The sequence below is a fragment of the Mesorhizobium sp. BH1-1-4 genome, assembly GCF_020165665.1.
Taxonomy (GTDB): Bacteria; Pseudomonadota; Alphaproteobacteria; order Rhizobiales; family Rhizobiaceae; genus Mesorhizobium.
The window spans coordinates 434,734-459,915 of the sequence record NZ_JAIUIN010000002.1 but is presented as its reverse complement, the minus strand read 5'-3'; the positions used below and the strand labels follow the sequence as shown (position 1 = coordinate 459,915).

Below are 25,182 nucleotides of genomic sequence, written 5' to 3'. Positions count from 1 at the left end.
ATCGTCCAACCGCTAGGCGGCTCTCTCCTTGTCCGCCCGGCGAGCGGCTAGCCCAGCAAGCGCGGCGCGGAACAGTTCGATGTCCTCGTCACCCGTCGCCGCACCGATCGACACGCGCAAGGCGCCAAGACTGTCGCCATGGCCCATGGCCTTCAGCACATGGCTCGGACCGACCTTGCCCGACGAACAGGCCGAGCCAGCCGACAGCGCCACGCCGGCAAGATCGAAGGCGATCTGGGCTGTTTCGGCCTTGATGCCGGGAATAGCGAAGAATGTCGTGTTGGCAAGCCTCGGCGCGCCGGTTCCGAAGATTTCTATGTCCGGCGCCAGCGTTTTGAGAATGGTTTCGACCTCGTCGCGACGCCGACGCACGGGATCGATGGTCTGCAACCCGGCGAGAGCCTGCCTGACCGCGGCGCCAAATCCGGCAATGCCGGGCAGGTTTTCGGTGCCGCCGCGATGGCCCTTTTCCTGGCCACCGCCATTGATCAGTGGCTTCGGCATCATCAGATCCGAGGCGGCGACGATGGCGCCGACACCCTTGGGGCCGCCGAGCTTGTGCGACGACAGAATCAAATAGTCGGCGTAACCCGCTGACATGTCTATGGAAAGTCGGCCTGCCGCCTGCACCGCGTCAACAACGAGGACGCCGCCCGCCGCCTTGACGGTTTCGGCAATGCGGTCGATGGGCTGGATCACGCCGGTTTCGTTGTTGGCGGCATGGATCGCCACCAGCGGCAAGCCGTCAGCCTTGTCGTGACCGGCAAGCGCCGCCGTCAAGGCGTCGAGCCTGACAATGCCATCAGCGTCGACACCGATCCGCGTCACCTGGCTCGCCGGGAAGCGTCCGCCATTCAGCAGGCACGGATGGTCGGCCTCGCACACGTAGAGCCGGCTCATGCGAATGGCGCCGCGCCCCATCCGCCAGTCCGGCGTCAGCAGCGTCGCGGCGGCTTCCGTTGCGCCCGAGGTGAAGACGACATGTTCCGGCTTGCCGTTGATCAGTGCGGCCACATCGCGCCTGGCGGTTTCGACCAGGCGGCGGGCGACGCGTCCCTCGGCATGGACCGACGACGGGTTGGCTGCCACATCGAGCGCCGCGACCATGGCCTCGCGCGCCGCTGGAAGCAGCGGCGCACTGGCGTTATAGTCGAGATAGGCGCGTGTCGCGGCCATTTTCGTCCAGTTCATCCCGTCAGTAGCCATTCCGCCGACGTATGGCGTTATTTCCTTGAAATTCCAAGGCAAGCCGTCCTATTTACGCGGCTTGCGGCGAGGGCGACCGGGCGATTGCGTTTCGGCCACCCAGTTTTGAATAATTCTAAACTAGCTTCTATGAAGGCGCTCGCCCTGCGTCAAGGTCTGTGGAAGCGGGCGCCGTAGGAAGAGCGTTCCGGGCGCCGCGCGCTCGTTTTACCCAAGTGGAGTATTTCATGCCTGAGGTCATTTTCACCGGTCCGGCCGGTCGCCTGGAGGGACGCTACCAGCCCTCGAAGGAAAAGAGCGCGCCGATTGCCATCGTGTTGCATCCGCACCCGCAGTTCGGCGGCACGATGAACAACAAGATCGTCTACGACCTCTTCTACATGTTCCAGAAGCGTGATTTCACCACGCTGCGCTTCAATTTCCGCGGCATCGGCCGCAGCCAAGGCGAATTCGACCACGGCACGGGCGAATTGTCGGACGCGGCGGCCGCGCTCGACTGGGTGCAGTCATTGCATCCGGATTCGAAGAGCTGCTGGGTCGCCGGCTATTCTTTCGGTTCGTGGATCGGCATGCAGCTCCTGATGCGCCGGCCCGAGATCGAAGGCTTCATCTCGATCGCGCCGCAGCCCAACACCTATGATTTCTCGTTCCTGGCGCCCTGCCCGTCCTCGGGCCTGATCATCCATGGCGATGCCGACAAGGTGGCCCCGCCGAAGGATGTGCAAGGCCTGGTCGACAAGCTGCACACGCAAAAGGGCATCACCATCACGCAGAAGACCTTGCCCGGCGCCAACCATTTCTTCGCCAACGACGCGGATCTGCTGATCGAGGAATGCGCCGACTATCTCGATCGCCGGCTGGCCGGTGAATTGTCCGATCCGCGGCCGAAGCGGCTGCGCTAAACCGCCAAGCAAAGCGTACGGGCGGGCGGGCGACGTCCCCCCGCTCGACATTTGGCGATGATCCGGCCCTGATCTATTTTTCGGGGGCAATCAAGCGGAACGATGGCTTGCGGACCGGCAATCCCGACGGTGCTGGCCGGAAGATGAAGCCCAGCCGGGCAAAGACCAATCCGCAGGCCAGCGCGAAGGCGCAGCCGAGGCCGAAGCCGGCAACGGTATCGCTGGGATAGTGCGCGCCGACGAAGATCCTGGTCGAGGCGATGCAGGCCGTGAGCACCAGGGCGATGTACCAGCGGCGCGGAAACAGGAGCAGAAGCACGCCGAACACGGCGCCCATCGTCGTGGCGTGGCCGGAGGGAAAGCCTGCAAAGCGCGCATCGAAAGCAAAGGGGTGCAGTGCAAGGACGCCGAAATCCTGGAAGTAGAGCGGGCGGGCCCTGCCAATGGCATATTTCAGGACATTGACGGCGAGACCGGAGAGGCCGACGGCGCTCAGCACCAGAAAGGACAGACAGGTCCAGCTGTAGACCAGCATCAGCGCGCGCCGCGAAAGGCTTCGCCAATCCGTCAGATTGGCCGCGACAAGCAGAAGCGCGGACGGAATGAGATACCAGCCGCCCAGTCCGAACTGCGTGAAGAACTCGGCGAGCCTGCCCACGGCAGGCGACCAGCGGTCATGCGCCATGCCCGCCGGCGTATCCAGCCGAACAAAGGCCGCTGCCGTCAGAAAGCCCCAGACCAGCCCCCACGCCCACCATGAGATGTTGGGGTAGCGAGCAGGACGAACGGCGAGGCGCCGTCTCGCGATCTGCATTGTGTCGCGAAAATTTCCGAGGGATCGGCGTCCTATTCCGAGGAGCGAGCTGGACACCGGAGGGCGCGATTTCACGAGCATTGGAAACTGGACTCTGTCATCGACCCAGCCGTCATTTGGCCACACGATAAAGGCCGAGCGACAGTTTGTCTCCCGACGAATAGTTGAGGCCATCGATTTCGGCTAGACGATTCACCGATTTTCCTTGCACCGACAGCATGCCATTCAGCTTCTGCTCATCCCCGATCGGCGCCAGTCCCAGTGCACAGGCAGGATCGGCGAGCAGGTGCTCCGCCACGCCTCCGATATCGGTCAGCACCGTTTTCGTGCCGACCAGAAACACCAGGCTCGGCTCCTGATACCGCGCCGAGGCCAGCACCATTGTGTCGCATGCCTGGTTGGCAAGCACGGCTTGCTTGATCGCCGGACTCAACCACATGGGCTTCAGCGACGGCGCGATGATACCGAACAGCAAGGCATAGGTGATGCCCGCGCAGGCGGCGGTGGCTCCGATGCGAGGCAGCGGCACCTGCAACTGACGCGAGAAGGCCAGATAGCCGGCGCCCAGCGCCGACGCCGCCGCCGGGATGCTCCACCACGAGAGGCTGTGGGTAAGGTAGATCGGTGCCCCGATGCAGACCGCCGCCAGGCCGAGGCTGACCACCACCAGACCGAAAGCGGTCGACCACCACAACCACTGCTGCCAGCGCTTGAGCGGCGCATTGGCGTCCTGCTGCTGCAGGGTCAACAGCCAGCCGATCAGCAGCGCCATGCCGGGATAGGCCGGCAAGACGTAATGCGGCAGCTTGGTCGGGATAAGTTCGAACACGAGCCAGAAGGGAATGTACCATGCCAGGCAAAAGCGCAGCCTGAAATCGTCGCGCACCCGATTGAGGGCCTGCAGGCCGGCGCCGACCGCGATGAGGCCGAACGGCCACATGAACAGCGAATAGGTCAGCATGTAGAAACCCGGCGGCAGGCCGTGCGATTCCTCGCCCGACGCGACCTTGTTCAGCATATCCTTGCCGACGGCTTCCTGGAAAAAGGCGCCGCCGCTCTTCCAGCCGATAAAAGCGACCCAGGGCAGCACGATGAGCAACACGAGCGCGATGCCGCGCACCAGCTTCAGCTTCAAAAGCCAGCGCCAGTCGCGTTCGAAAGCAAACAGGGCGGCCGCCGTCAGCAGCGACAGCAGCGGGGCCACGGGTCCCTTGATGAGGATCCCAACGCCTTGCGCCAACCAGAATATCCAAGGCAGATGGCCCGCCACCGGCTCGTTGCGGCGCGCCGCCAGATAGATTTGCGCCAGCGCGCCCTGCGCGGCCACGCAGCAAGCCAGAAGCATGGCGTCGGTCTTGGCGTCGCGGCCCTCGAAGGCGGTGGCGAAGATCGCCGCCATCATCAGGCCCGCGGCAAGGCCGGCATTGGCACCGAAAAGTTTCGTGCCCGTCCAGGCGATGCCCAGAACAGCGAGGGCGATTCCGAGCATCGAGACAAGGCGATACACCCAGATCGGCGCGGCAGCGCCCTCGCCGCTCAATGCGACAGCGGCCGATTGCAGCCAGTAGATGCCGATCGGCTTCTTGTAGCGCGAGACATCCTGGAAGCGAATGTCGATATAATCCCCAGTTTCGACCATCTGCTTGGTCGCCTGGACAAAACGGGACTCGTCGCGGTCGATCGGCGGAAGGCTCGCCAAGCCGCTGAAACTCATCAGCAAGCTGAACAGAAAGAGGAAGACGTAGTTTCTGTTCATCGCGGGAGCTTTCCGGATCTGATCTGCGGGACGGCCCCGTCGCGGCGTGCGGGCGCTGCCCTTGCGCGGCGCCTCATTACGCCAGCGGCATGAATGAGGCAAGAACTGGCCCGACGCTCGCGAGAGGCGCGCGATCCGACGCAAAACCGGAATCCACTTTTGCTGATCGCGCTTGGGTGCTAAACGCGCGCGTTCACATATGTCCGGGCCGGACCGGGCGTACGCTTTCGGGAAACAAAAAATGCCTGCCTTCAAATCCGACTTCCTGCGCACGATGAGCGAGCGCGGCTTCATCCACCAGACCTCGGATGATGTCGGCCTCGATCAAATCTTCGCCAAGGAGACGGTGACGGCCTATATCGGCTTCGACGCAACCGCCAAGAGCCTGCATGCCGGATCGCTGATCCAGATCATGATGCTGCACTGGCTGCAGCAAACTGGCCACCGGCCGATCGCGCTGATGGGCGGCGGCACGTCGATGATCGGCGACCCCTCGTTCAAGGACGAGGCGCGCAAGCTGCTGACGCCCGCGGATATCGACGACAATCTCGCCGGCATCCGCCGCAACTTCATGCCCTACCTGAAATTCGGCAGCGGTCCGAACGACGCCGTCATGGTCAACAATGCCGACTGGCTGATGGAGATCAACTACGTCAATTTCCTGCGCGATGTCGGCCGGCACTTTTCCGTCAACCGCATGCTTGCGTTCGATTCCGTCAAGCTGCGGCTCGATCGCGAGCAATCGCTGTCGTTCCTCGAATTCAACTACATGATCCTGCAGGCCTATGATTTCGTCGAACTGTACAAGCGCCTCGGCTGCCGCCTGCAGATGGGCGGCTCCGACCAGTGGGGCAACATCATCAACGGCATCGATCTCGGCCGCCGCATGGAGGATGCGCAACTTTATGCCCTGACCACGCCGCTGCTCACCACCTCGTCCGGCGCCAAGATGGGCAAGTCGGCCTCGGGCGCGGTCTGGCTCGATGCGCAGATGCTGAGCCCTTACGAGTTCTGGCAATATTGGCGCAACACCGAGGATGCCGATGTCGGCCGGTTCCTGAAACTCTACACCACGCTGCCGCTGAACGAGGTGGCGCGGCTCGAGCGGCTGGGCGGCTCCGAGATCAACGAGGCCAAGAAGATCCTCGCCACCGAGATCACGGCCCATCTGCATGGCCGCGCGGCCGCCGAACAGGCCAGCGAGACGGCGCGCAAGACCTTCGAGGAAGGCGCGCTCGCCGACACGCTGCCGACCGTCGAGATCGAAGCGGCGAAGCTGCAAGCCGGCGTCGGCATCCTGTCGCTGCTGGTCACGGCTGAACTGGCGTCGTCCAACGGCGAGGCACGGCGGCACATCCAGGGCGGCGCCGTACGCCTCAACGACCAGTCGGTAAGTGACGACCGTCGGCTGGTCACGGTTCAGGATTTGAGTCCGGAAAACGTCGTAAAGCTTTCATTGGGCAGGAAAAAGCACATCCTGGTGCGGCCAGCCTGAGGACCCTCACCGGTACTCGAAGATCGACCTGAATATCCCCGGCGCGATCACCGACAGTGGATTGACGTCCAGTACCGGCTTGTTGGCATTGCCCCTGAGCCGGTAGGTGACGCCGATCAGGCCGCGGTCGCGGCCGTTGCCGAGAAGCGCGCCGACGATGGGCAATTCGCCAAAGATGCGGTTGAGGCCGTAGACCGGCATGAAGGTGCCGGTCATGTCCATATTGTTGTTCTGGTCGTAGAGGATGCCCTGGAAGGTCGTGCCGATGCGCGGACCGCGCAGCACGCCGTTGGTCAGCTTCAGGTAGCCGCTGCCCTTGTCGATTTCGGCGTAGCCGCGCTCGAACTTGACCCGCGACGTGTCGAGCTTGCCCTTCACCGCCTGATTGAGGCTGCGGCTGTCGCCGGCCGGCGTGGTCGAGACGATGGAGGCGAGCTTGGGCTCGTTGACGATGAAGAAGTTGCTGGTGTCGACCTTGCCCTTCATCGGTCCGTCGCTGGCTCCCGACAGGGCCAGGGTGATCGCGCCGCCTTCCATGTGCTCGTAGACGTTCAGGAACCTCAATATGGCGCCGGCGTCCGCCGACTGCACATTGAGCGAACGCCTGCCGTCGCCGGTGGTGTTGCTGATGGCGATGGCGGCGCCCGAACTCGCCGTCGCGCTGACCTTCAGTCCGTTCACCCGCGAACCGGCCGCACTGTAGTCGAGCTTCAGGTTGGAGAGTTGCTCGTCGTGGAAACCGGTGAGCTGATTGACGTCCGCACTGACCGAAATATTGTCTGTTCCTGTCGTCTTGGTCGCGGTGTCCACATCGGACGTGAACTGCTTGATGAGCGAACGAGCATCAAGCGCATTGCCATTGATGCCGACCGCATAGCCCTTGCCCGATCGCTTCACCGACACGGAAACATCATCGCCCCGGTTCAGGGTGACCCTGCTGAACTTGGCCGACGACAGCGCGCCGTTGACCAGCACGATGCCGCCATCGATGGAGAATGTCTTGCCACCGAGGTCGAAGTCGGACAGCGTCGTGGTGTCGCCGGACTTGGTCATGACGAAGTTGGCGCTGGCGGGAACCCCCGCCCCCTTGCTCCAGCCAGCCCAGGGGATGTCCAGCCTGGCATTGGTCAGGTCGACCGAAACGTTCTGGTTGCCGTTGCCGCTCTTGTCGATCGCGACCTTCACCGTTCCGCCAAGCAGCGGCGTCAGGCCAGGCATGGCGGCGGCGCGGATCTTGTCGTCGAGCACCAGGGCGACCTTGCGGCTGCGCGCCGGCCCGTCATCCCTGAGCGGCTCGACGAGATCGAGTTCGGCCGGAATGCCGTTGAGCGATGCCTTGGCTGAAATGACCGCCTTTTCCGGGTCGACCGTTATCGAACCATCGGCACCGGTCACGGCCTGTCCCTCGAACGGCTTGGCCAGGGATAGGCCGGTATAGTCGAGCGACACCAGCCAATCGAGCTTCGCGGTGTCGACACCCGACTGCAGCGGAATGTCCGCCCTGACATGGCCGGTGACGCTGCCGGACAGATCCTCCGGCAGGATGCCGACATGGCGCATGGCGTTGATCGGTTCGTAGGAGGCAAGTTCGGCGACAGCCGGTGCCTCTCCCTCGACATCGATGTCGAGCGCGCCGATGACCGGCGGACGGTTGGCGGCCTTGACCGTCAGCGTGCCGTTGCTGGCCGCCACCGTGCGGCCACTGGGCATGAAGACGGTGCCCGACGACAACGAAACGTCGACATCGTTGCCATGGAACGCGACGACGCCCACCGCATCGCGGATCGGCGGAATGCGGCCGGCCGTGTCGAAACGCGCCCCGTCTATCTGGAAGCGGCCGAAGACCTCCTCGGCCGAAAGCGGTACGCCATTGCCGAGGCGATCCGGCACCACCTGGAACTGGAGACTGGCGTCGACCACGCGGCCGCCGAACAGATTGTTCAGCACCCAGAGCCGCGCATTGCGCGCCGAAAACCACGGCCACAGCTGTTTGACGTGCGAGACAGGCATGTCATGGACGTTGAGCGCCACATTGATCCCGGGGGCCTTGCCGTCGACGAATTCCACGGTTGCGGTGCCAAGCACCTCGCTGGAAGCGGAGGAGCGAACCGCGATCTGCTCGGCCACCAGTTTATGGCTCTTGGTCTGATAGACGCCGGCGACGCGCGAGAGGAAGGTCAGCGCGGGTTCCGGCGATTCCGACGGTGCCAGGGTCGAGCCGTCGCTGGTCAGGTCATAGCGGTAGGCAGGCTCCTCGCCAGCGGCGCCGCTCGAGGGCTTGGGCCCGACGGAGCCGGCAAAATCGAAAGTCGAGCGGCCGGTCTTGAGCAGCAACCTGTCCACCTGGATCTTGTTGGAGCCGTAGACAAGCGTCGCATTGACATCGGCATCCGCCGGCAGCAGGCCGCGCGTGCCAAGATCCAGCACCGATCCGGTCGACGAAAGGGCGGCCGCCAAGCGTGACGCGGTGGCACCCGAGCCTTCCGCACCTGTCAGCTTCAACGCGACGGCCCCAAGCTTGCCGGAGCCGGCAGCGGTAGCGCTGGCATCCGCCAGATTGATGCTGGCATCCAGGGCAGTCACCCGATGCGCGGCGATATCGCGGGTGGCCGAGGCGGCAACGGTAACCGTCCTGCCGTCGACATCGGCATCGGCGGTAAACGCCATGCCGCCCGGTCCTGACTGAGCGACGGTGGCGTCGGCGATCTTGACCAGTTTGATCGATCCGGCGTCGGGCAGCACAAACTCGACATTGCTGAGATCGATCCGGCGCATCGAATCCTCGCGCACGGCGTCGAGCACGTGATGGATGTTGCCGAACACCGCGTCCAACAATTTTTCCGGATCGACAAGGCCGTCATCGTTGCGCAGCGCCGCGGTCCAGTCGCCGCCGGACGGCATCGCCGCCATGACGATGCGGGCATCGGATATCCTGGCGCTGGTCAGCCGCACCTCACCCCACAGAAGCGGCACCAGGCGCACGCCGAAGCGCACACGCCCCGCATCGGCCATAGGTTTGCCGTCCGATGTCTTCAGGCTGACATCGCTGACCTGCAGGGCAACGAAGCTCGAACTGTCGAGCGTGATGCGGGCGGGCCCGACGGCCACTTTGATGTCGACGCCCGCAAGCCTCTCGATAGCGCTCTCGGCCTCGACGCGCAGCCTGTCCGAGCCGATGCCGGAAAGACCGATGAGATAGACCGCCATCGCGGCCAGCAGCATGAAAGCGACCAAGCCGGCAAACACGCGCGAAAGCATGCGAAAGCCGCGGCCGATGGCAGCCTGGCCGAGGGGCGGGACACGGCACGCGGACGGCAAGGTCCCCAGGTCGGTGATCTCGTCCCGCCTGAACCTGATCTTCTCGTGCTGCGGTTGCTCCTGATCCACGCAATCTTCCGTTGTCCGAATTCGCTCGTGGACGAATCCTCGCTCGACACTATATCGCTGTGGCTTCGCGCGTAACCTCAAACAAGGGCATCGATATGGCTGACCTCGACGTGGGCGATCTTGCGCCGCAATTCGACCTGCCGCGGGACGGCGGTGGATCGCTCAGCCTGGCCGCATCCGCCGGCAAGCCGGTGGTGCTCTATTTCTATCCGCAGGACGACACGACAAGCTGCACGCAAGAGGCGATCAGCTTCTCACGGCTGAGGCCGGAATTCGAGAAGGCCGGCGCCGTCGTCATCGGCCTGTCGCCCGACAGCGCCAAGAAGCACGACAAGTTCAAGTCGAAATACGATCTCACCATCGATCTCGCCGCCGACGAGGAGCGCAAGGTGATCGAAGCCTATTATCTATGGGTCGAGAAATCGATGTATGGCCGCAAATACATGGGCGTCGAGCGCGCGACGTTCCTGATCGGCCGTGACGGACGGATCGCCAGGATTTGGCGCAAGGTCCGGGTCAAGGGACATGCCCAGGCCGTGCTGGAAGCTGTTCGCGCGCTGTGAGGCCAGAGCCCATGAGGGCAAACGACGATCGTGGCGTTATTCGTCGGGCGGCGCGTCGGCTTTCGGCTGCCGCCGCGCCCTCCAGGACTTCGAGACATGGCTCACCTGATCGGCCAGCGCGGCGACATGACCGCGCAAGCCGCGCGCGCCCATCATCGACGACAGCGCGACTGACTGCGTGGCGAAGCGGCGCTTGAAATCCTCGCCGCCGCAGAGAAAATCGATCGTGGCAAGGCCACGGTCGAGCGACCACTGGATATAATCCATCATCAGCACCATACCCGGCGAGCCGCGCTCATATTCGGGATCATAGGTGGTGACGAAGGCCATCATCGTGCCGTGCTGCTCGAAATTGATCGAGACGGCGATGACCGTGCCGTCAAGCTCCAGCACGAAGATGCGCAACAGCCCGAGGTCGGCCAGCACGGAAATAAGCGCGGCGAGAACCGGCGAGCCCTCATCGAACAGATCCGAGGCGCGACCATGCCGAACGAGCCAGAGCCGCTTCAGCGTCGCGACTCGCTCGAGCACCGGCTCGCGCGGATCATCCGCATCCAGGAGGCGGAAACGCAATGCGCCGCTCTCTTCCATGAACTTGCGGCCGCGACGATAGTTCTGCCTGCCCTTTTTCGACAGCGTCTCGAACCATTCCGCCCCACTCTGCCAGGGACCCGTGACGCGATAGCTGATTTCACCACGGTGATTGGGCCGAAGCGCTTTGCCTTGGGCCGGGCGCAGCAGGGCATGAACACCGGCATCCGGCAGCAGGCGGTTGAGGTAGATCAGGTCGAAGCCGCCCTGATCAAAAACATACTGCCAAAGGCGGGAGATCGCCTGCGGGTCGCTGTCGGGCGCAACCAGCGCGTCGCCATAGTCGCTATGGTCCTTCGCAGCCCATTCGAGCATGCGGATGCCGGAGCGCCTGAAGGTGGCGAGCGCTATCACGCCGTCGAGCCGGTCGCCGTTCCAGGCGAGCCCAATCCTGAGCGCGCGCCGCTCCTGATGCGGGGTCGTGCGCCACCAGGCCGCGATCCAGTCCGGGTGCTGGAAGACAAGCCCGCCAGCCCGCTGCCAGAGTTCGCTCCAGGCCGGTGCGATCTCGGCCAGGCGCTGGGCCGACGTCACGACCTCGAAGGTGCGTGTGCGCGGTACGGCAAGCACAAAGGGGGCATTCATGGCCGTGTCCCTTCCGACGATTGCGAGGTCCGTGGTTTTGCCGGGCGCAGTCGCCGGGCCCTGAAACGCTTGGCAATATGCCCCCACATCCGCTTCAGCGGCATGACATAGAGGCCTGCGAGCGACTGGTAGTCTCGCACATCGCGGTCGACCAGTCCGAACTTGAAGTCCTCGTCGGGCCTCGGCACGCACAATGTTCCAAAGAGCCGATCCCAGAAGGAAAAGAGCAGCCCGAAATTCTTGTCGTAGTGACGCGGATCGGTGCTGTGATGCAGTTGGTGCCAATGAGGACACAGGATCAAATTGTTGAGCGGGCCGAACGAGATCTTGAAATGCGTGTGCCTGACGAAATCCATCATCAGAATGTTGCGCATGACATAGACGTTGACGCCAAAGACGGTAAGCTCGACAAGGTTCAGCGAAACCAGCGACCAGATGCCGAAACAGAACCCCACGATGAGGCCGTCCCAGGCTCTATTCATCAACTCGTCCAGCGGATGGACGCGGTCCTTGGTGATCCCGACCATCACCTCGGCCGAGTGATGCACCTTGTGCAGTTCCCAAAGCAGCGGATAGCGATGCTGGGCGACGTGATAGAGATAGTAGGAAATGTCGTATGCGAGCAGCATGGTGATGGTAAAGATGAGCACCGTCACGGGCCCCGCCGGCCCCTCGATCAGCGGCGGCTGGAACTGGAATAGCGTCGAAAACAGCCAGTTGGTCCCGTAGCCGACCGCGGTGACGAAGACAATTCCCGCCGGCAGCATCAGGAGGGGCATCAGGGCCTTCTTCGTCACCCAGAACAAAAGGTCGGCCTTCGCCGAGGGATGGGTGATGACCTCATGGGGAATGGCGAACTCGAAGAATTCCTTCCAGCTCTTCTCCTCGACTGTGCGCCAATAAGCCACGAGTGCGCTGACAAGGGCGGTCAGCAGCAAGAGCCCGGTCGCCAGCAGGCTGGTGCCCGAAATCTTGTCGAGGATCTTGCCAACCAGGTCGTCCAGCATTCCTACCGCCACGGTGTATCCGAAGTACCAGCAGGCCTTTACTCGAAAAGAGTCAATTAAATGCAATCGAATACAGTTAAGAAACCTGACCTTGCTCAGCGCGTGACTGGCCGCCGTCGGCGAAACATGGGTGCTCCTCGCCAACGATTTCGCGACGTGGTGGCCGGCCCCCGGTGATTTCATGCAACCCATTGCCCGCGCCGCGTGCATTCAGCGCCGCGCCGGCGGCACGACAAGTCTTTGTTAACCCTAATAATGTGTAATCAGGCTGTCGAGGTGTCGTAAACGAAAGCTTGGTCCCGTGAACGCAACCGGTCAGTCCGCAGTCTTTGGCAGGCGCAAGGAACCGCACACCGTCATCATCGCGCGGGGCAACGAGATCAGGCATTTCACGGTCCGGCCCTGGCTCGCGGCATTCATCGGCTCGGCACTCGCCGCCATTGCCATCGGCTACCTCCTGGCCACATCCTATCTCGTGCTGCGCGACGATCTGATCGGCGCCACCACCGCGCGCCAGGCGCGCATGCAGCAGGCTTACGAGGACCGCATTTCGGCACTTCGCGCCCAGGTCGACCGCATCACCAGCAGGCAGTTGCTCGACCAGCAATTAATGGAAACCAAGGTCAGCGAACTGCTCGCGCGACAGACACAGCTCAGCCAGCGCCACGGCCGCCTCGGCCCGCTGCTCGAACGCGCTGAAAACGACGTCGGAACGGTGCCTGCCGAAGATCCGGCCGCCGCCAAGCCGGACAAGCGCGCCGAGGTGACAGGCAGCATCAACGTGCCAGCGCAGAACTACGCCGTTGCCAGCCTGAGCGCCGATCTTGGCACGGCCGACACCCGGTCCTTCTCCTTGTGGTCGACCCGCACCGATCCACTGCCCAGCGATTCCGCCGCCGATCGTGCCGACAGGCTGTTCGTCTCGATCAACCAGTCGCTGAAATCAATCGAGAATGACCAGCTCAGCCGCATCAGCACGCTCGCGGACAATGCCTATAAGAGCGCCGATGCTATTCAGCAGGCGCTGCAGGCGGCCGGACTGCCGGTCGACAGCGATTTCGGCAAGAACGAAAGCGATGTCGGCGGACCGCTGATCCCGCTCGACTCCTCGATGATCTTCGACAGTAAGGTCAAGGAGTTGGACGAGGCGCTGGATACGCTCGATCAGTTGAAGAAGGAAGCGCGCCGGCTGCCGCTTGCCAATCCCGCCCCCGGCCACTCCGTCACCAGCCCGTTCGGCGTGCGCACCGATCCCATTCTGGGCACGGCCGCGCTGCATTCGGGAATGGATTTCAGGGCACCGATCGGCATGGCGGCGCGGGTGACAGCGCCCGGCGTCGTCACCAAGGCCGGCTGGAACGGCGGCTATGGCCGCATGGTCGAGATCGACCATGGCAATGGTTTTGCCACGCGCTACGGACATCTCAGCGAGATCGACGTCACGGTGGGCGAGAAAGTCGACGCCGGCGCCATCATCGGCAAGACCGGCAGCAGCGGACGCTCGACCGGCCCGCATCTGCACTATGAAGTACGGCACAATGGCGAGGCGATCGATCCGCTGCGCTTCCTGACCGTCGGCAGGAAAGTCGCGCAGTATCTCTAGCAAGGGCAACCGCTTGCCGGCGGCTGAATCCGGCGCCACCGGCCGAGCGACGCCTTCTCCCTCGCCAGGCAGTCTCCCGCGCCCCATTAAACCGCTGGTGGTCATCCGCCATTGTAACGGCAGGGCGCAAACCGTCGCTGCTTAGTCTCATCCCTGATCCACCGGAGGTGAGGCGCCGCGGGATCGGCGGCTCTGTGCATGTCTCGGATTATTTTTGAATTCCATTTGACTGAATAAATCTTTGATGCGAACCTTACGTCAACCGGGGGCACAAGGCATGGCATTGCGGGGGACCAATCAGGAATTCGGGCGGCCTTACAACCGGCGCATCGTGCTGGAGTCCATCCGCCGTCACGGCCCGATTGCACGTGGCGACATCGCCAGGCATGTCGGGCTCACCGTCCAGACCGTGTCGACCATCGTGCGCGAACTGGAGGAACAGGGCTACATCCTGTCCGTGCGCGAAGAGCCGAAGGGGCGCGGCCTGCCACCGGCGACGCTGCGTATCAACCCGGAAGGCGGCTATGCCGTCGGCATTCACCTGACGCCGCTTGGAGTAGACGCCGCACTGATCAATCTCAGCGGCGACGTCGTCGAGAGTTCACGTCGCGAAGCGCCCAACGCGGCGCCCGACCATGCGTTCGAGCAGATTGGCGCCATGGTCCGCGACCTGACGGGCAAGCGGCCAGGCGGCCGCGTCATCGGCGTCGGCATGGCGCTTCCCGGCCCGTTCGACGTCGATTCCATGAGCTTTGTCGGCCCGACCACGATGACCGGCTGGAAGCATGTGCCGCTGCTTGAGCGACTGACGGCCGCGACGGGATTGCCGGCGTTTTTCGAGAGCGACATGGCCGCCGCCGCGATGGGCGAACGGCTCTATGGCATCGGCGCCCGCCATTCCGACTATTACTACCTCTATTTCGGCGTTGGGCTCGGCGGCGCCATGATGCATGACGGCAGCGTTCTGCGCGGCGCCTGGGGCAATGCCGGCGAGATCGGCCACATTCCCATGGTCCCTGACGGCGAGCTTTGCCCCTGCGGCAATCGCGGCTGCCTCGAGCGCTATTTGTCGCTCGAAGCACGGGGCCGCCGGGCCGGTAGCGACGCCGATTGGGTGGCGCGGGTCGGCCCGATCTTCCGCAACGCGATCGCCATCATCGAAAACCTCTTCGACCCGGAGACGGTCGTGCTCGGCGGCCTGGCGGCATCGGAATTGCTCGAACGCCTGGCGGACGCGGCCGAACCTCTGCACAATTCGGTTTCGGCCCGCGCCGACCGCAAGACGCCGCGCGTCATCGTCGCCAGCGGCGGCCAGCACGCCGTGCTGCGGGGTGCCGCCGCACTCGCCGTCTCAGGGGTGTTGTCGCCGCGCTTCGGCCAGATGTTCACCGCCGAGCGCGAGCGCGGCCGCGATCCCCTGGCGGCCAGGGAGATTGCCGCATGAGTGAACCGCTGCTGGTGCTCGACAACGTCACCAAGAACTATGGTGCGATCGAAGCGCTGAAGGGCATCAGCTTTTCCATCGGCAAGGGCGAAGTGGTGGCGCTGCTCGGCGACAATGGCGCCGGCAAGTCGACGCTTGTCAAGATCATTGCCGGCGGATTGGAACCGACCTCCGGCCGCATGCTGTTCGAAGGCAAGGAGTTTCTGGCGCGGTCGCCGGCGGAGGCCAAGGCCGCGGGGATCGAAACCGTCTACCAGGACCTGTCGCTCTGCACTAATGTCGACGTGGTCGCCAATTTCTTCATGGGCCGCGAGATCACCAAGAAGGTGCTTGGCATTCCGGTGCTCGACGAACGCGCGATGGAGGCCGTCGTCGGCAAGGCCCTGGCCAGCGCCGGCACCCGCATTCCGTCATTGCGCACCAATGTCGAGCATCTCTCGGGCGGCCAGCGGCAGGCCATCGAGCTCAACCGCTTCGTGCACTGGGGCGGCAAGCTGGTGCTGCTCGACGAACCGTTCGCCGCGCTTGGCGTCGAACAGACGCGGCGCGGCCTCGACATGATCCGCCAGGTGGCGAGCCAGGGCATCGGCGTCGTCATCATCACCCATATCATGCAGCAGGCTTTTCAGGTCGCCGACCGGATTGTGGTTATCCGGCAAGGTGTCGTGGCGGGCGACGTCGCCCGCAACAAGACAAGTCCCGATGCGGTGATCAACATGATTACCGGGGAGACGCTTGCCGGTGCCGGACCGGCGAGCTGAGGGACAAAGAGGGGTCCGGCTTAACAGGGAGCCAACGACATGAAGCGAATACTTCTTGCTGTCTTCGGTATCCTGGCACTGGCCTTTGCCACGCTCACGCTGGCATTCGCGCAGTCCAAGGGTGTCGTCTATTACATGGTGCCGACACTGCTCGACGAGTTCCAGACCGGCTCGGTGAGCGCGCTGGAGCTGTTCCTGAAACAGACCGGCTACGAGATGAAGACGCTGAACGCCGACAACAAGACCGACGCGCAGCAATCGCAGATGAACGACGTCATCGCGCTGAAGCCGGCGGCGATCATCCTGGCGGCGGTCGATTTCAATGCGCTGAAGCCGTCGATCGAGGCAGCCCGCGCGGCCGGCATCCCGGTGGTCGAGTTCGACCGCCAGATCACGTCGACGCCGTCCGACTTCACATCGGTCGCGGGTACCGTCGAAATCGGCTACGTCGCCGCCGACCAGGCCGAAAAGCTTCTCAAAGCCAAGAATGGCGCGGTGAAGGGCAAGGTGCTGCAGGTGCTGGGCGATCCCGGCGATCCCTATACGCTCGACATCCAGAAAGGCTTCGAGGAGAAGATGAAGGCGTTCCCGGACGTCAAGATCATCTCGCTTCCGGCCATGCAGTGGGAGGCCAGCAACGCCGGCACCATCGTCGCCGACCAGATGCTGGCCAACCCTGACATCGACCTGATCTTCAGCCATGCCGCGCACCTGTCGGTCGCCGCCGTCGCCTCGCTCGAGGCCGCCGGCAAGAAGCCGGGCGACGTCATGCTGATGAGCTCGAACGGCGCGCCGGTCGGCCTCGACCTGATCCGCAAGGGCTGGCTCAACGTCGAGGTCGAGCAGCCGCTTTACGCACAGGCGGCGGCCGTCGCCATGTTCATGGACAAGGTCGTCAAGAAGGAAGAAATCAAGCCTGGCGAATATGACGTGCTCGGTCTGAAATCGACCGTCACCAAGGAAGCCTGGGGTCCCAACATCAAGATCCCGGGTGCAGCAATCACCAAGGAAAACGTCGACAATCCGGCCTTCTGGGGCAACCAGAAGCCACCGACCGATACGGTCAAATCAGTCGAATAGACATGTCGCCTGAAACGCTCCGGGCCAGCTCGGTCCGGAGCCGCTTCCCCGCAATTCCAATCCGCGCATCACCCCGCGAGAATCGTTCTCCGGATCATGCGCCAGCCGGATCAGCTCATGAACCCCCGCACCCGCCATGCCCTGGAGTTCGTTCTCGACAACCTCGTCTGGTTCATGCTGCTGTTCGTGCTGGTGGTCTTTTCCATCTTCATCCCGAACTATTTCCAGCTCGGCATCTTCGCCAACATCATCGAGGCCTCCAGCGTGCTCGGCGTGATGTCGATCGGCCTGGCGCTGGTCATCATCGCCGGCCACATGGATTTGTCCGTCGAATCCGTCGCGGCGCTCAGCGCCATGGCGGTCGGCATCCTGTTCTGCTCCTCGGGTATCGGCATGGGCGTCCAGTTGCATCCGGAGTGGCTTATGGTTCCGGTGTCGCTGCTGCTGGCGCTTGCCGTCGGCGGCCTCATCGGCGCCTTCAACGGCTATCTCGTGGTCAAGGTCAAGATGAGCGCCTTCATCATCACGCTCGCGTCCTACATCTGGGTGCGCGGCCTGGTGCTGGTCGTTTCGGGCGGCCGCTCCGCGCAGGACCTGGCGCCAGCCATCCGCTGGTTCGGCATCCAGCGGCTGATCGGCCTGCCGCTCACAGCCTGGATCGCAATCGCCTGCTTCGTCATTTTCTCGCTGATCATGGCCAGGACGCCGTTCGGCAGGCATCTCGTGATGATCGGTGGTAACGAGACAGCGACCTTCCGCGCCGGCATCCGGGTGAACCGCAATCTGATCGTTGCCTTCGTGCTTGCCGGCGCCATCGCAGGACTTGCCGGCTGGCTGCTGGCGATCCGCACCTCGGGCGCTACCGCCAATCTCGGCGTCGGTCTTTTGTTCAACGCCTTCGCGGCCGTGGTTATCGGCGGCGTCAGCCTGAAGGGTGGCGTCGGCACCTTGCCCGGCGTGTACGCCGGCGTGCTCCTGCTCTCGGCCATCAACACGGCGATCAACCTGATGGGCCTGCCCGCCAATTTCACCCAGGTCATCCATGGCCTGCTGGTGCTGGCGGCCGTGCTGCTCGACGCATTCAAGCAAACCATTCGCCAAAGATTGGCGTAAGGCGAGGATTTGGCATGACAGGACGACTGGAAGGCAAGGTGGCGTTGGTCATCGGTGCCGCGCGCGGCATCGGCAAGGGCATCGCGCTGCGCTTCGCCGAGGAAGGCGCAAGGCTGGTCCTGGCGGACTCAGAAAGCGAGGCCGGGCAAGCAAGCGCGGATGAACTGGGCGTCCCCTTCATCCGCACCGACATCTCGCAAATGCGCGACGCCGAGGCCGCGGTGGCGCTTGCGCTGAAACACCATGGCAGGCTCGACATCATCGTCCAGAATGCCGGCATCTACCCCTGGCAACTGATCGAAAACACCAGCGCCGACGACTGGGACCGCGTCATGGCCGTCAACCTGGGCGGCACCTTCAATGCCAGCCGCGCGGCCCTGGTGCCAATGAAGGCGCAGCGCTCTGGCCGCATGCTCTACACCTCCTCGATCACCGGCCCGCATGTCACCAGCCCTGGGCACGGCCATTATTCGGCGACGAAAGCGGGCATCAACGGCTTCATCCGCGCTGCGGCGCTGGAATTCTGCGGCTATGGCATCACCGTCAACGGCGTCGAACCCGGCAATATCCTCACCGAAGCCATCCGCGAGCATCGCGGCGACGCCTACATCAAGAACATGGAAGATTCGATCCCGCTCGGTCGCCTCGGCAGCCCACGCGATGTCGCCAACGCCTTCCTGTTCCTGGCCTCGGACGACGCCAGCTACATCACGGGAACGACCATTGTCGTCGATGGCGGACAGTTGCTGCCGGAGGGCAAGGATTTCAAGATGGTGCCGCCGTGATGAACACAAGCAAGCCGGATACGGAAATATCCGGGCTATCTGCTGAAAACTTGTGATAATCGACGTCTACATTTCTCTGGAGACAAGGGCTTGAAACCCTTGAGAGAAATGGCGCGAGTGACGGGGCTCGAACCCGCGACCTCCGGCGTGACAGGCCGGCACTCTAACCAACTGAGCTACACCCGCGCATTTGACGAGCGCGTGTCCGCGTTCGTCGTTGGGGCGGTGGATAAGGGGTTCGGTACCGGGTGTCAAGCGCGGGAAGACAGCATAAACGCAAAGTCGAGAAGGTTTTTTGACAGCCGGCGATTTGGTCGCAGATGCGGCCGTCGAACAGGCCGCCGGCTGATCATTTGGCCTTGCGAAGCCGAGCCCGACCGCTTAAAGGTCCGGCCCGGAGAGGGCGATTAGCTCAGTTGGTAGAGCGCTTCGTTTACACCGAAGATGTCGGCGGTTCGAGCCCGTCATCGCCCACCACGTCGATTCAAAATTCGCAAGCTTTTGCGCCAAATGCTTTCAAAGCCAAGCGACCAGCTACGAAATAGCAACAACTTTGCCGCAAGGAGGCTTGCGCCTTAAAGGACTATCTCGCCTGCCTTGATCAAGTCTTCGGCGCAATTTGGATCGCTTTTTCGATTGGCGCCAGATACATCTTAGCGATCGTCACGAACAATCGAGGTCCCTAAGATTGGCGCACCCTATATTCGGAGTTACGAATTAGGCTTCGCTTGGATCACGTTTACGCGGGGCATTTGATGCGAATTTCACATGCTTTCTTTTTGTTAGTCGCCTCAACCGTGACTATGTACGTCGCGGTCCAATTCGCCGTCGCCGGCAAGCCGACGTCTATACACCAAGAACCGATGACTTTTAGGATCATCGACAATCCCCACTGCGAGAACTGCGTTGTCGTGTTCGCCAACGGCGAGATTTCTGACACCACCATTGACCGCTTTCAGACGACGCTCGATCATCTCGAGAAGTCCACAAACTGGTCGCGAAACAATGCCAGAAAGGGCCTAGGGCCACATTTTATCCTACTTCTTGATTCTCTTGGCGGGCTGGCCAGTCCAGCCTATTCAGTGTCAAGACAAGCCAGAATTTACGGCGCGATAACGGTTGCCGCACGCCCGTCTGTAACAGTTGAGATCGACGGCGCGCTTGATCCCTCATCATGCAATTCTGCCTGCAGCCTCATCTTGATGGGTGGCAAACAGCGCTTCTCCCACATTTTTTCCAATATCGGCCTCCATCAAGTTTATCCTTTGGTCAAGGACAAGCGGAGCTTCACACGAAGCGATGTTCTTGAATACTTGTCCTTCTTTAAAGAGGGCACAGCTGACCTAGCTAGACACATTTCTGAGATGGAATTGGACCAGAGGATTTTTCTACTTGCGATGCAACAGACGGAAGATGAATTTCATTTTCTTAGCCCTTCAGAGGCCATATCACTCAAATTAATAAACGCGAACGTAGATTCACTTGCCGGAATTGACCATCGATCTTAGCACTTCTGGCGTTCTGATAACCGCAAATCCAAGAATATGACCTAATCTCTTCGGTCAATGCTTTGCATCTTGATCAGTCTCTACGTCCTTAACCCTTCAAAATTTTTCAACCCCTCGCCAGCAGCGTCTCGACTTCTTCCAAGGTCGGCATCGACGGCGCCGTCCCCGGCCGCGTCACCGAAATGCCGGCCACGGCACAGGCAAAGCGCACCGCCTGCAGCGGCTCCACGCCTCGCGAAAGTGCCGCTGAGAACCCGCCATTGAATGCATCGCCTGCCCCCGTGGTCTCGACCACGGGCCCGGCGCTGATCGCTGGGACATGCTCGGAGCGATGCTTCGTGTGCAGGAGCGCGCCCTTGTCGCCGAGCGTGACGATGACCGTACCTACACCCTTTTCGAGCAGTTTGCCGGCAGCGGTGCGCGCTTCGTCGACCGAGGAGACCCTTAGCCCGGTCAATTCCTCAGTCTCCGTCTCGTTGGGCGTGAGATAGTCGCAGAGCGTGTAGATGCGGTCGGGAAGCTTTGCCGCCGGCGCCGGGTTGAGGATGGTCGTCACCCCTGCCCCGCGCGCGATCTCCAGCGCCCGCAGCGCGGCCTCGATCGGCTGTTCGAGCTGCGTCACGAAGACGCCCGCACCACGGATCAGCCCGGCATTGGCCTCGATGTCCCCAGGCGAGATCAGCATGGCCGCGCCGGGGCTGACGATGATGGCGTTGTTGCCGCTTCCCTCCTCGACGAAGATGTAGGCGGCGCCCGTATAGCTGTCCGGCGTGTCGATGGCGGCGCTCTTCACGCCGGCATCCGTCCAGGTCCGCTTGGCCATGTCGGCGAAGGCATCGACGCCGAGCCGGGTGAGGAACGTGACGTCGGCTCCCAGCCTGCCGGCGGCCACCGCCTGGTTCGACCCCTTGCCGCCCGGCCCCAGCTTGAAGGAATTGCCGAGGATGGTTTCGCCCATGCGCGGCTGGCGCTGCGCCCTGTAGGCGGTATCGGCAACAAATACACCCAATATCACGACAGGCTTCATGACGATCGGCTTGCCCGAACCCATGTCTCTACTCCGCGTCCGGCGGCACGACGCCCTTGCGGAAGGCGAAGCAGCCATAGAAGCGCCGTTCGCCGGTCTGGATGACGCAATAGGCCTGCTTGGCGCGCTCGTAGAAGGCGTAACGCTCGACCGGCACCATCGGCCAGGACTTGCCCTCGGCGGCGTCGATCTCCTTCTGCACTTCCTTTTGCACGGCCGGGATCTCGTCCGGCTTGCCGACGATCTCCATGCGCGCGGCCGAATCGTCGACGAACGTGTCCAGCGGGTAAAGCGACAGCACCGCCTTCACCACTTGCGCCGCCGAGGCATCGATGCGCAGCACCCGGCCGAGCGCGGTCCGGCGCGCCACCGAATCGGAGGGGAAGTTGGTGTCGGCGATGATCAGGTCGTCGCCATGTCCCATCGCCCGCAATGCCTGGAGCACGTCGGCATTGAGCAACGGATCGATCCCTTTGAGCATGATGGTCCTCGTGAAGTGCGTTGGAGATCAGAGACGCTGGCCGGTCTCGGCGTCGAACAGATGGATATGGTCAAGCCTTGGGCGAAGCGTCAGCGTGTCGCCAGGCTTGAAGTCATGGCGCTCGCGAAACAGCGCCACCATCTCGCCGTCGCCAAACCGCAGGAAGACCAGGGTTTCCGAGCCGGTCGGCTCGACCACCGAAATCTTCGCCGGCACGCCATCGGGATGGATTTCGAGATGTTCGGGGCGCACGCCATAGACCACCGCGCGGCCCTCCTCGACGGCGTTGCCAGGAGCAGCCGGGAACAGCGCTCCGGCAATGTCGACGCCGCCCTTGCGCGCGGTGCCCTTGAGCAGGTTCATCGACGGCGAGCCGATGAAGCCGGCAACGAAAAGGTTCGCCGGCCGGTCGAAAAGCTCCAGCGGCGCGCCGACCTGTTCGATGCGCCCGTCGCGCATGACGACGATCTTGTCGGCCATCGTCATGGCTTCGATCTGGTCGTGGGTGACATAGATGGTGGTGGTCTTCAGCCGCTGGTGCAGTTCCTTGATCTCGGTGCGCATCTGCACGCGTAGCTTGGCGTCGAGGTTCGAAAGCGGCTCGTCGAACAGGAAAACCTGCGGATTGCGCACGATGGCGCGCCCCATGGCGACGCGCTGACGCTGGCCGCCGGAAAGCTGGCGCGGATAGCGCTTCAGATAGGGGCTGAGGTCGAGGATGTCGGCGGCGCGCTTGACCCGCTCGGCGACCACGGCCGGATCCGTCTTGCGCAGCTTGAGGGCAAAAGCCATGTTCTGCTCGACCGTCTTGTGCGGATAGAGCGCATAGTTCTGGAACACCATGGCGATGTCGCGTTTCGCCGGCGGCAAATGATTGACGACGCGGTCGCCGATGGCGATCGTACCGCCGGAGACGGTCTCCAGCCCCGCCACCATCCGGAGCAGCGTGGACTTGCCGCAACCGGACGGGCCGACAAGCACGACGAACTGGCCATCGGCAATGTCGACGCTGACTTCGTGCAGAACCTTGACGGTTCCAAACGCCTTGGCCACATTGCTGATCGCGACTTGAGCCATCGTTCCCCCATCAGCCCCACTGGCCGTAGGCGCAGAAGCTAACCAACGCGACGGGTCAGGGCAAGTCGGTCTCTTATAGATAAAAACCCGTCCTCGTTGACACGGCGTTTGGTTGTGAGAATAGTGACGAGCGCCAATCCGAACGCCGGTACTCTACCCGAAAAAACGGAACGCGAAGCGACGCAGGTTGGGGTCCTGGTTTCGCTTCCGGACAAGGCCAGCGCCCGGCACGATTGGCACTTCGGTTCACGACTAATTTTCTGGGAGGAATAGTCCATGCGAGTAGGTCTTTACGACAAACTGGTCCGTGCCGGCGCGACAAGGCGCGACATATTGAAGGGCGCGGCCTCGATGGCCGCGATAGCGGCCGCTTCCGGTGCCGGACTTGGCGCCCTGACGCGCCCGGCTTCCGCCGCGAGCGAACTGCGCTCGAAAATCCTGCAGATCCCCGGCGTTGGCAAAGGCCAGCCGACCGACGCCGACTTCCAGAAGGTCGGCGAGCTTTGCCTCGAGGCGACAAAGGCCAACGTCAAGGAAGGCGAATTCGCCGGCGTCGAGCTCACCTTCATGGGCCTGAACAACCAGAACCTGCACAATGTGCTGTTCCGTGGCTTCCTGAAGCCGTGGGAGACCTATACCGGCGCCAAGATCAGCTGGATCGACCTGGCGCAGGCCGACTACAACGCCCGCCTGCAGCAGTCGATCGCCACCGGCACCGTCGATTTCGACATCATCGAGATGGGCGCGCCGTTCGAGGGCGACGTCTGCGGCAAGGGCCTGACGTCGGAGATGCCCGACTGGGTCAAGAAACAGATCGACTTCGACGATCTCGTCAACTACCTCAAGCCGCCCGTCGGCACCTGGGACGGCAAGCAGTACCGCGTTACCATCGACGGCGACACGCACAACTTCAACTACCGCACCGACGTGTTCGCCGATGCCGACCTCGCCAAGCAGTGGAAGGACGGCGGCGGTGAGGGCGAGTGGGGCGTGCCGAAGACCTGGCAGCAGGTGCAGGCCGTGACCAAGTTCCTGAAGGGCAAGAAGTTCAAGGGCCAGGACGTCTACGGCTATCTCGACGCGCCCAAGCCGTGGGGCGGTTTCGGCTTCTACTTCCTGGGCAGCCGCGCCACCGCCTATGCCAAGCATCCCGACGACAAGGCCTGGCTGTTCGACGCCGACACGATGAAGCCGCGCGTCAACAATCCGGCCTGGGTACGCGCCATCCAGGACGTCATCGACGCGCTGCCGTCGGAACCCGCCGACCAGATCAATGCCGACCCGAACACCACCGCCTTCCAGCAATTCCTGGCCGGCACCGGCTCGATGATCCCCTGGTGGGGCGACGTCGGCTCGAACGTCAAAACCAATGATTCCTCGGTCATCGGCGACGTCACCGGCTTCTCGATCCTGCCGGGCTCCGACGATGTCTACAACTCCAAGACCGGCAAGTGGGACAAGCTCGCCAGCGGCCCGAACTATTCGCCGAACTGCGCCTATCTCGGCTGGGGCGTCTATGTCATGGCCCGCGTCGATAGCGACGAGAAGAAGAAGAAAGCGGCATGGTCGGCCGCCGCCCACCTCGGCGGCAAGGACCTGTCGATCTGGACGGCGATGTATCCGTCGGGCTTCCAGCCTTACCGCAATTCCCATTTCGACATTCCCGAGTGGGTGGCGGCCGGCTACGACGAGGCGTTCATCACCTCGTACCTGAAGTCGGAAGGCGACAGCTACAACCATCCCAACGCGGCGATCGAGCCGCGCATCCCCGGCATCTTCCAGTATTACAGTGCCGCCGAGGATATCCTGGCCAACACTTTCGCCGGCAAGATGAAGGCGCAGGAAGGCGCCGACGCCATCGCAGCCGCCTGGGAGAAGCTGACCGACCAGATCGGCCGTGACAAGCAGATCAAGCTCTACAAGGCCTCGCTGGGCTTGGCCTGATCCATCGACCATGGTCCGGCGGCTTGCCCGCCGGACCATATCCGACCGGTTCC

20 protein-coding genes and 2 tRNA genes are annotated in these 25,182 nt (G+C 63.0%); 12 read left to right on the top strand and 10 right to left on the bottom strand.

Annotated elements, in window-relative coordinates:
• Nucleotides 1-12: 12 nt before the first annotated feature.
• On the bottom strand, nt 13-1,176 hold the full coding sequence (locus LB569_RS05765) for a cysteine desulfurase family protein (RefSeq protein ID WP_224691517.1): 1,164 nt from the start codon (nt 1,174-1,176) through the stop codon (nt 13-15).
• A gap of 257 nt (nt 1,177-1,433) precedes the next feature.
• Between LB569_RS05765 and LB569_RS05760 the strand changes: the two genes are divergently transcribed.
• Nucleotides 1,434-2,108: an alpha/beta hydrolase gene (locus LB569_RS05760; RefSeq protein WP_027042409.1), complete on the top strand. Its 675-nt coding sequence runs from the start codon at nt 1,434-1,436 to the stop codon at nt 2,106-2,108.
• Between the two features lie 73 nt (nt 2,109-2,181).
• On the opposite strand, the gene LB569_RS05755 is transcribed toward LB569_RS05760, so the two are convergent.
• Both LB569_RS05755 and LB569_RS05750 read right to left on the bottom strand, forming a co-directional pair.
• Nucleotides 2,182-2,922, bottom strand: coding sequence for a phosphatase PAP2 family protein (locus LB569_RS05755; RefSeq protein WP_224691428.1), 741 nt, complete (start codon nt 2,920-2,922; stop codon nt 2,182-2,184).
• 112 nt (nt 2,923-3,034) lie between these two features.
• Nucleotides 3,035-4,678 (bottom strand): ArnT family glycosyltransferase, encoded by a 1,644-nt coding sequence (locus LB569_RS05750; RefSeq protein WP_224691516.1) that lies wholly within the window; start codon nt 4,676-4,678, stop codon nt 3,035-3,037.
• 241 nt (nt 4,679-4,919) lie between these two features.
• Between LB569_RS05750 and tyrS the strand changes: the two genes are divergently transcribed.
• Complete coding sequence (gene tyrS / locus LB569_RS05745) at nt 4,920-6,173, top strand: tyrosine--tRNA ligase (protein WP_224691427.1); 1,254 nt, start codon at nt 4,920-4,922, stop codon at nt 6,171-6,173.
• 6 nt (nt 6,174-6,179) lie between these two features.
• Here tyrS and LB569_RS05740 read toward each other — a convergent pair whose 3' ends face one another.
• Nucleotides 6,180-9,560, bottom strand: a complete 3,381-nt coding sequence (locus LB569_RS05740; RefSeq protein WP_224691426.1) for a DUF3971 domain-containing protein — start codon at nt 9,558-9,560, stop codon at nt 6,180-6,182.
• Between the two features lie 95 nt (nt 9,561-9,655).
• Between LB569_RS05740 and LB569_RS05735 the strand changes: the two genes are divergently transcribed.
• A complete protein-coding gene (locus LB569_RS05735) occupies nt 9,656-10,123 on the top strand; it encodes a peroxiredoxin (RefSeq protein WP_224691425.1) in 468 nt (155 codons plus the stop codon).
• A gap of 36 nt (nt 10,124-10,159) precedes the next feature.
• Here the strand turns inward: LB569_RS05735 and LB569_RS05730 are convergent, their stop codons facing one another.
• Together LB569_RS05730 and LB569_RS05725 are read right to left on the bottom strand one after the other, a co-directional pair.
• Nucleotides 10,160-11,299, bottom strand: a complete 1,140-nt coding sequence (locus LB569_RS05730) for a GNAT family N-acetyltransferase (protein WP_224691424.1) — start codon at nt 11,297-11,299, stop codon at nt 10,160-10,162.
• Nucleotides 11,296-12,306 carry a sterol desaturase family protein gene (locus tag LB569_RS05725; RefSeq protein WP_224691423.1) on the bottom strand — a complete coding sequence of 337 codons (1,011 nt, stop codon included), beginning with the start codon at nt 12,304-12,306 and terminating at the stop codon, nt 11,296-11,298. Before LB569_RS05725 ends, LB569_RS05730 begins: the two co-directional genes overlap by 4 nt.
• Before the next feature lie 301 nt (nt 12,307-12,607).
• On the opposite strand from LB569_RS05725, the gene LB569_RS05720 reads away from it, so the two are divergent.
• The 6 genes from LB569_RS05720 to LB569_RS05695 all read left to right on the top strand — a co-directional run bounded on the left by LB569_RS05720 (nt 12,608) and on the right by LB569_RS05695 (nt 19,092).
• On the top strand, nt 12,608-13,909 hold the full coding sequence (locus tag LB569_RS05720; protein WP_224691422.1) for a M23 family metallopeptidase: 1,302 nt from the start codon (nt 12,608-12,610) through the stop codon (nt 13,907-13,909).
• A 277-nt stretch (nt 13,910-14,186) separates the two neighbouring features.
• Nucleotides 14,187-15,353, top strand: coding sequence for an ROK family transcriptional regulator (locus LB569_RS05715; RefSeq protein ID WP_224691421.1), 1,167 nt, complete (start codon nt 14,187-14,189; stop codon nt 15,351-15,353).
• A complete protein-coding gene (locus LB569_RS05710; protein ID WP_224691420.1) occupies nt 15,350-16,114 on the top strand; it encodes an ATP-binding cassette domain-containing protein in 765 nt (254 codons plus the stop codon). The genes LB569_RS05715 and LB569_RS05710 overlap by 4 nt, the downstream gene beginning before the upstream one ends.
• Before the next feature lie 39 nt (nt 16,115-16,153).
• Nucleotides 16,154-17,194 (top strand): sugar ABC transporter substrate-binding protein, encoded by a 1,041-nt coding sequence (locus tag LB569_RS05705; protein WP_224691419.1) that lies wholly within the window; start codon nt 16,154-16,156, stop codon nt 17,192-17,194.
• 117 nt (nt 17,195-17,311) lie between these two features.
• Nucleotides 17,312-18,307, top strand: coding sequence for an ABC transporter permease (locus LB569_RS05700; protein WP_224691418.1), 996 nt, complete (start codon nt 17,312-17,314; stop codon nt 18,305-18,307).
• Between the two features lie 14 nt (nt 18,308-18,321).
• Nucleotides 18,322-19,092 (top strand): SDR family oxidoreductase, encoded by a 771-nt coding sequence (locus LB569_RS05695; RefSeq protein ID WP_224534332.1) that lies wholly within the window; start codon nt 18,322-18,324, stop codon nt 19,090-19,092.
• A 109-nt stretch (nt 19,093-19,201) separates the two neighbouring features.
• Here LB569_RS05695 and LB569_RS05690 read toward each other — a convergent pair.
• A tRNA-Asp gene (locus LB569_RS05690) sits at nt 19,202-19,278 on the bottom strand.
• A 215-nt stretch (nt 19,279-19,493) separates the two neighbouring features.
• On the opposite strand from LB569_RS05690, the gene LB569_RS05685 reads away from it, so the two are divergent.
• Nucleotides 19,494-19,569 (top strand) — tRNA-Val (locus LB569_RS05685).
• Nucleotides 19,570-19,820: 251 nt separating this feature from the next.
• A complete protein-coding gene (locus tag LB569_RS05680; protein ID WP_224691417.1) occupies nt 19,821-20,600 on the top strand; it encodes a hypothetical protein in 780 nt (259 codons plus the stop codon).
• Between the two features lie 106 nt (nt 20,601-20,706).
• Here LB569_RS05680 and rbsK read toward each other — a convergent pair whose 3' ends face one another.
• The 3 genes from rbsK to LB569_RS05665 are packed head-to-tail and all read right to left on the bottom strand — an operon-like array spanning nt 20,707 to nt 23,185.
• The gene (gene rbsK, locus LB569_RS05675) at nt 20,707-21,651 is read right to left on the bottom strand and encodes a ribokinase (RefSeq protein WP_224691416.1); all 945 of its coding nucleotides are present in this window, start codon (nt 21,649-21,651) and stop codon (nt 20,707-20,709) included.
• Between the two features lie 4 nt (nt 21,652-21,655).
• Nucleotides 21,656-22,108: an RbsD/FucU family protein gene (locus LB569_RS05670; RefSeq protein ID WP_127278878.1), complete on the bottom strand. Its 453-nt coding sequence runs from the start codon at nt 22,106-22,108 to the stop codon at nt 21,656-21,658.
• Nucleotides 22,109-22,135: 27 nt separating this feature from the next.
• Complete coding sequence (locus LB569_RS05665; RefSeq protein ID WP_140706801.1) at nt 22,136-23,185, bottom strand: ABC transporter ATP-binding protein; 1,050 nt, start codon at nt 23,183-23,185, stop codon at nt 22,136-22,138.
• A gap of 276 nt (nt 23,186-23,461) precedes the next feature.
• On the opposite strand from LB569_RS05665, the gene LB569_RS05660 reads away from it, so the two are divergent.
• Nucleotides 23,462-25,129, top strand: a complete 1,668-nt coding sequence (locus tag LB569_RS05660) for an ABC transporter substrate-binding protein (protein ID WP_140706803.1) — start codon at nt 23,462-23,464, stop codon at nt 25,127-25,129.
• Nucleotides 25,130-25,182 lie beyond the last annotated feature (53 nt).

Excerpts from the sequence above, each read along its gene's own strand:
- LB569_RS05715 (WP_224691421.1), top strand. The coding sequence starts at position 14,187 with ATGGCATTGCGGGGGACCAATCAGGAATTCGGGCGGCCTTACAACCGG.
- LB569_RS05730 (WP_224691424.1), bottom strand. The coding sequence starts at position 11,299 with ATGAATGCCCCCTTTGTGCTTGCCGTACCGCGCACACGCACCTTCGAG.
- rbsK (WP_224691416.1), bottom strand. The coding sequence starts at position 21,651 with ATGGGTTCGGGCAAGCCGATCGTCATGAAGCCTGTCGTGATATTGGGT.
- LB569_RS05735 (WP_224691425.1), top strand. The coding sequence starts at position 9,656 with ATGGCTGACCTCGACGTGGGCGATCTTGCGCCGCAATTCGACCTGCCG.
- LB569_RS05695 (WP_224534332.1), top strand. The coding sequence starts at position 18,322 with ATGACAGGACGACTGGAAGGCAAGGTGGCGTTGGTCATCGGTGCCGCG.
- LB569_RS05755 (WP_224691428.1), bottom strand. The coding sequence starts at position 2,922 with ATGCAGATCGCGAGACGGCGCCTCGCCGTTCGTCCTGCTCGCTACCCC.
- LB569_RS05670 (WP_127278878.1), bottom strand. The coding sequence starts at position 22,108 with ATGCTCAAAGGGATCGATCCGTTGCTCAATGCCGACGTGCTCCAGGCA.
- tyrS (WP_224691427.1), top strand. The coding sequence starts at position 4,920 with ATGCCTGCCTTCAAATCCGACTTCCTGCGCACGATGAGCGAGCGCGGC.
- LB569_RS05760 (WP_027042409.1), top strand. The coding sequence starts at position 1,434 with ATGCCTGAGGTCATTTTCACCGGTCCGGCCGGTCGCCTGGAGGGACGC.
- LB569_RS05725 (WP_224691423.1), bottom strand. The coding sequence starts at position 12,306 with ATGCTGGACGACCTGGTTGGCAAGATCCTCGACAAGATTTCGGGCACC.
- LB569_RS05660 (WP_140706803.1), top strand. The coding sequence starts at position 23,462 with ATGCGAGTAGGTCTTTACGACAAACTGGTCCGTGCCGGCGCGACAAGG.
- LB569_RS05750 (WP_224691516.1), bottom strand. The coding sequence starts at position 4,678 with ATGAACAGAAACTACGTCTTCCTCTTTCTGTTCAGCTTGCTGATGAGT.
- LB569_RS05700 (WP_224691418.1), top strand. The coding sequence starts at position 17,312 with ATGAACCCCCGCACCCGCCATGCCCTGGAGTTCGTTCTCGACAACCTC.
- LB569_RS05705 (WP_224691419.1), top strand. The coding sequence starts at position 16,154 with ATGAAGCGAATACTTCTTGCTGTCTTCGGTATCCTGGCACTGGCCTTT.
- LB569_RS05710 (WP_224691420.1), top strand. The coding sequence starts at position 15,350 with ATGAGTGAACCGCTGCTGGTGCTCGACAACGTCACCAAGAACTATGGT.
- LB569_RS05665 (WP_140706801.1), bottom strand. The coding sequence starts at position 23,185 with ATGGCTCAAGTCGCGATCAGCAATGTGGCCAAGGCGTTTGGAACCGTC.
- LB569_RS05765 (WP_224691517.1), bottom strand. The coding sequence starts at position 1,176 with ATGGCCGCGACACGCGCCTATCTCGACTATAACGCCAGTGCGCCGCTG.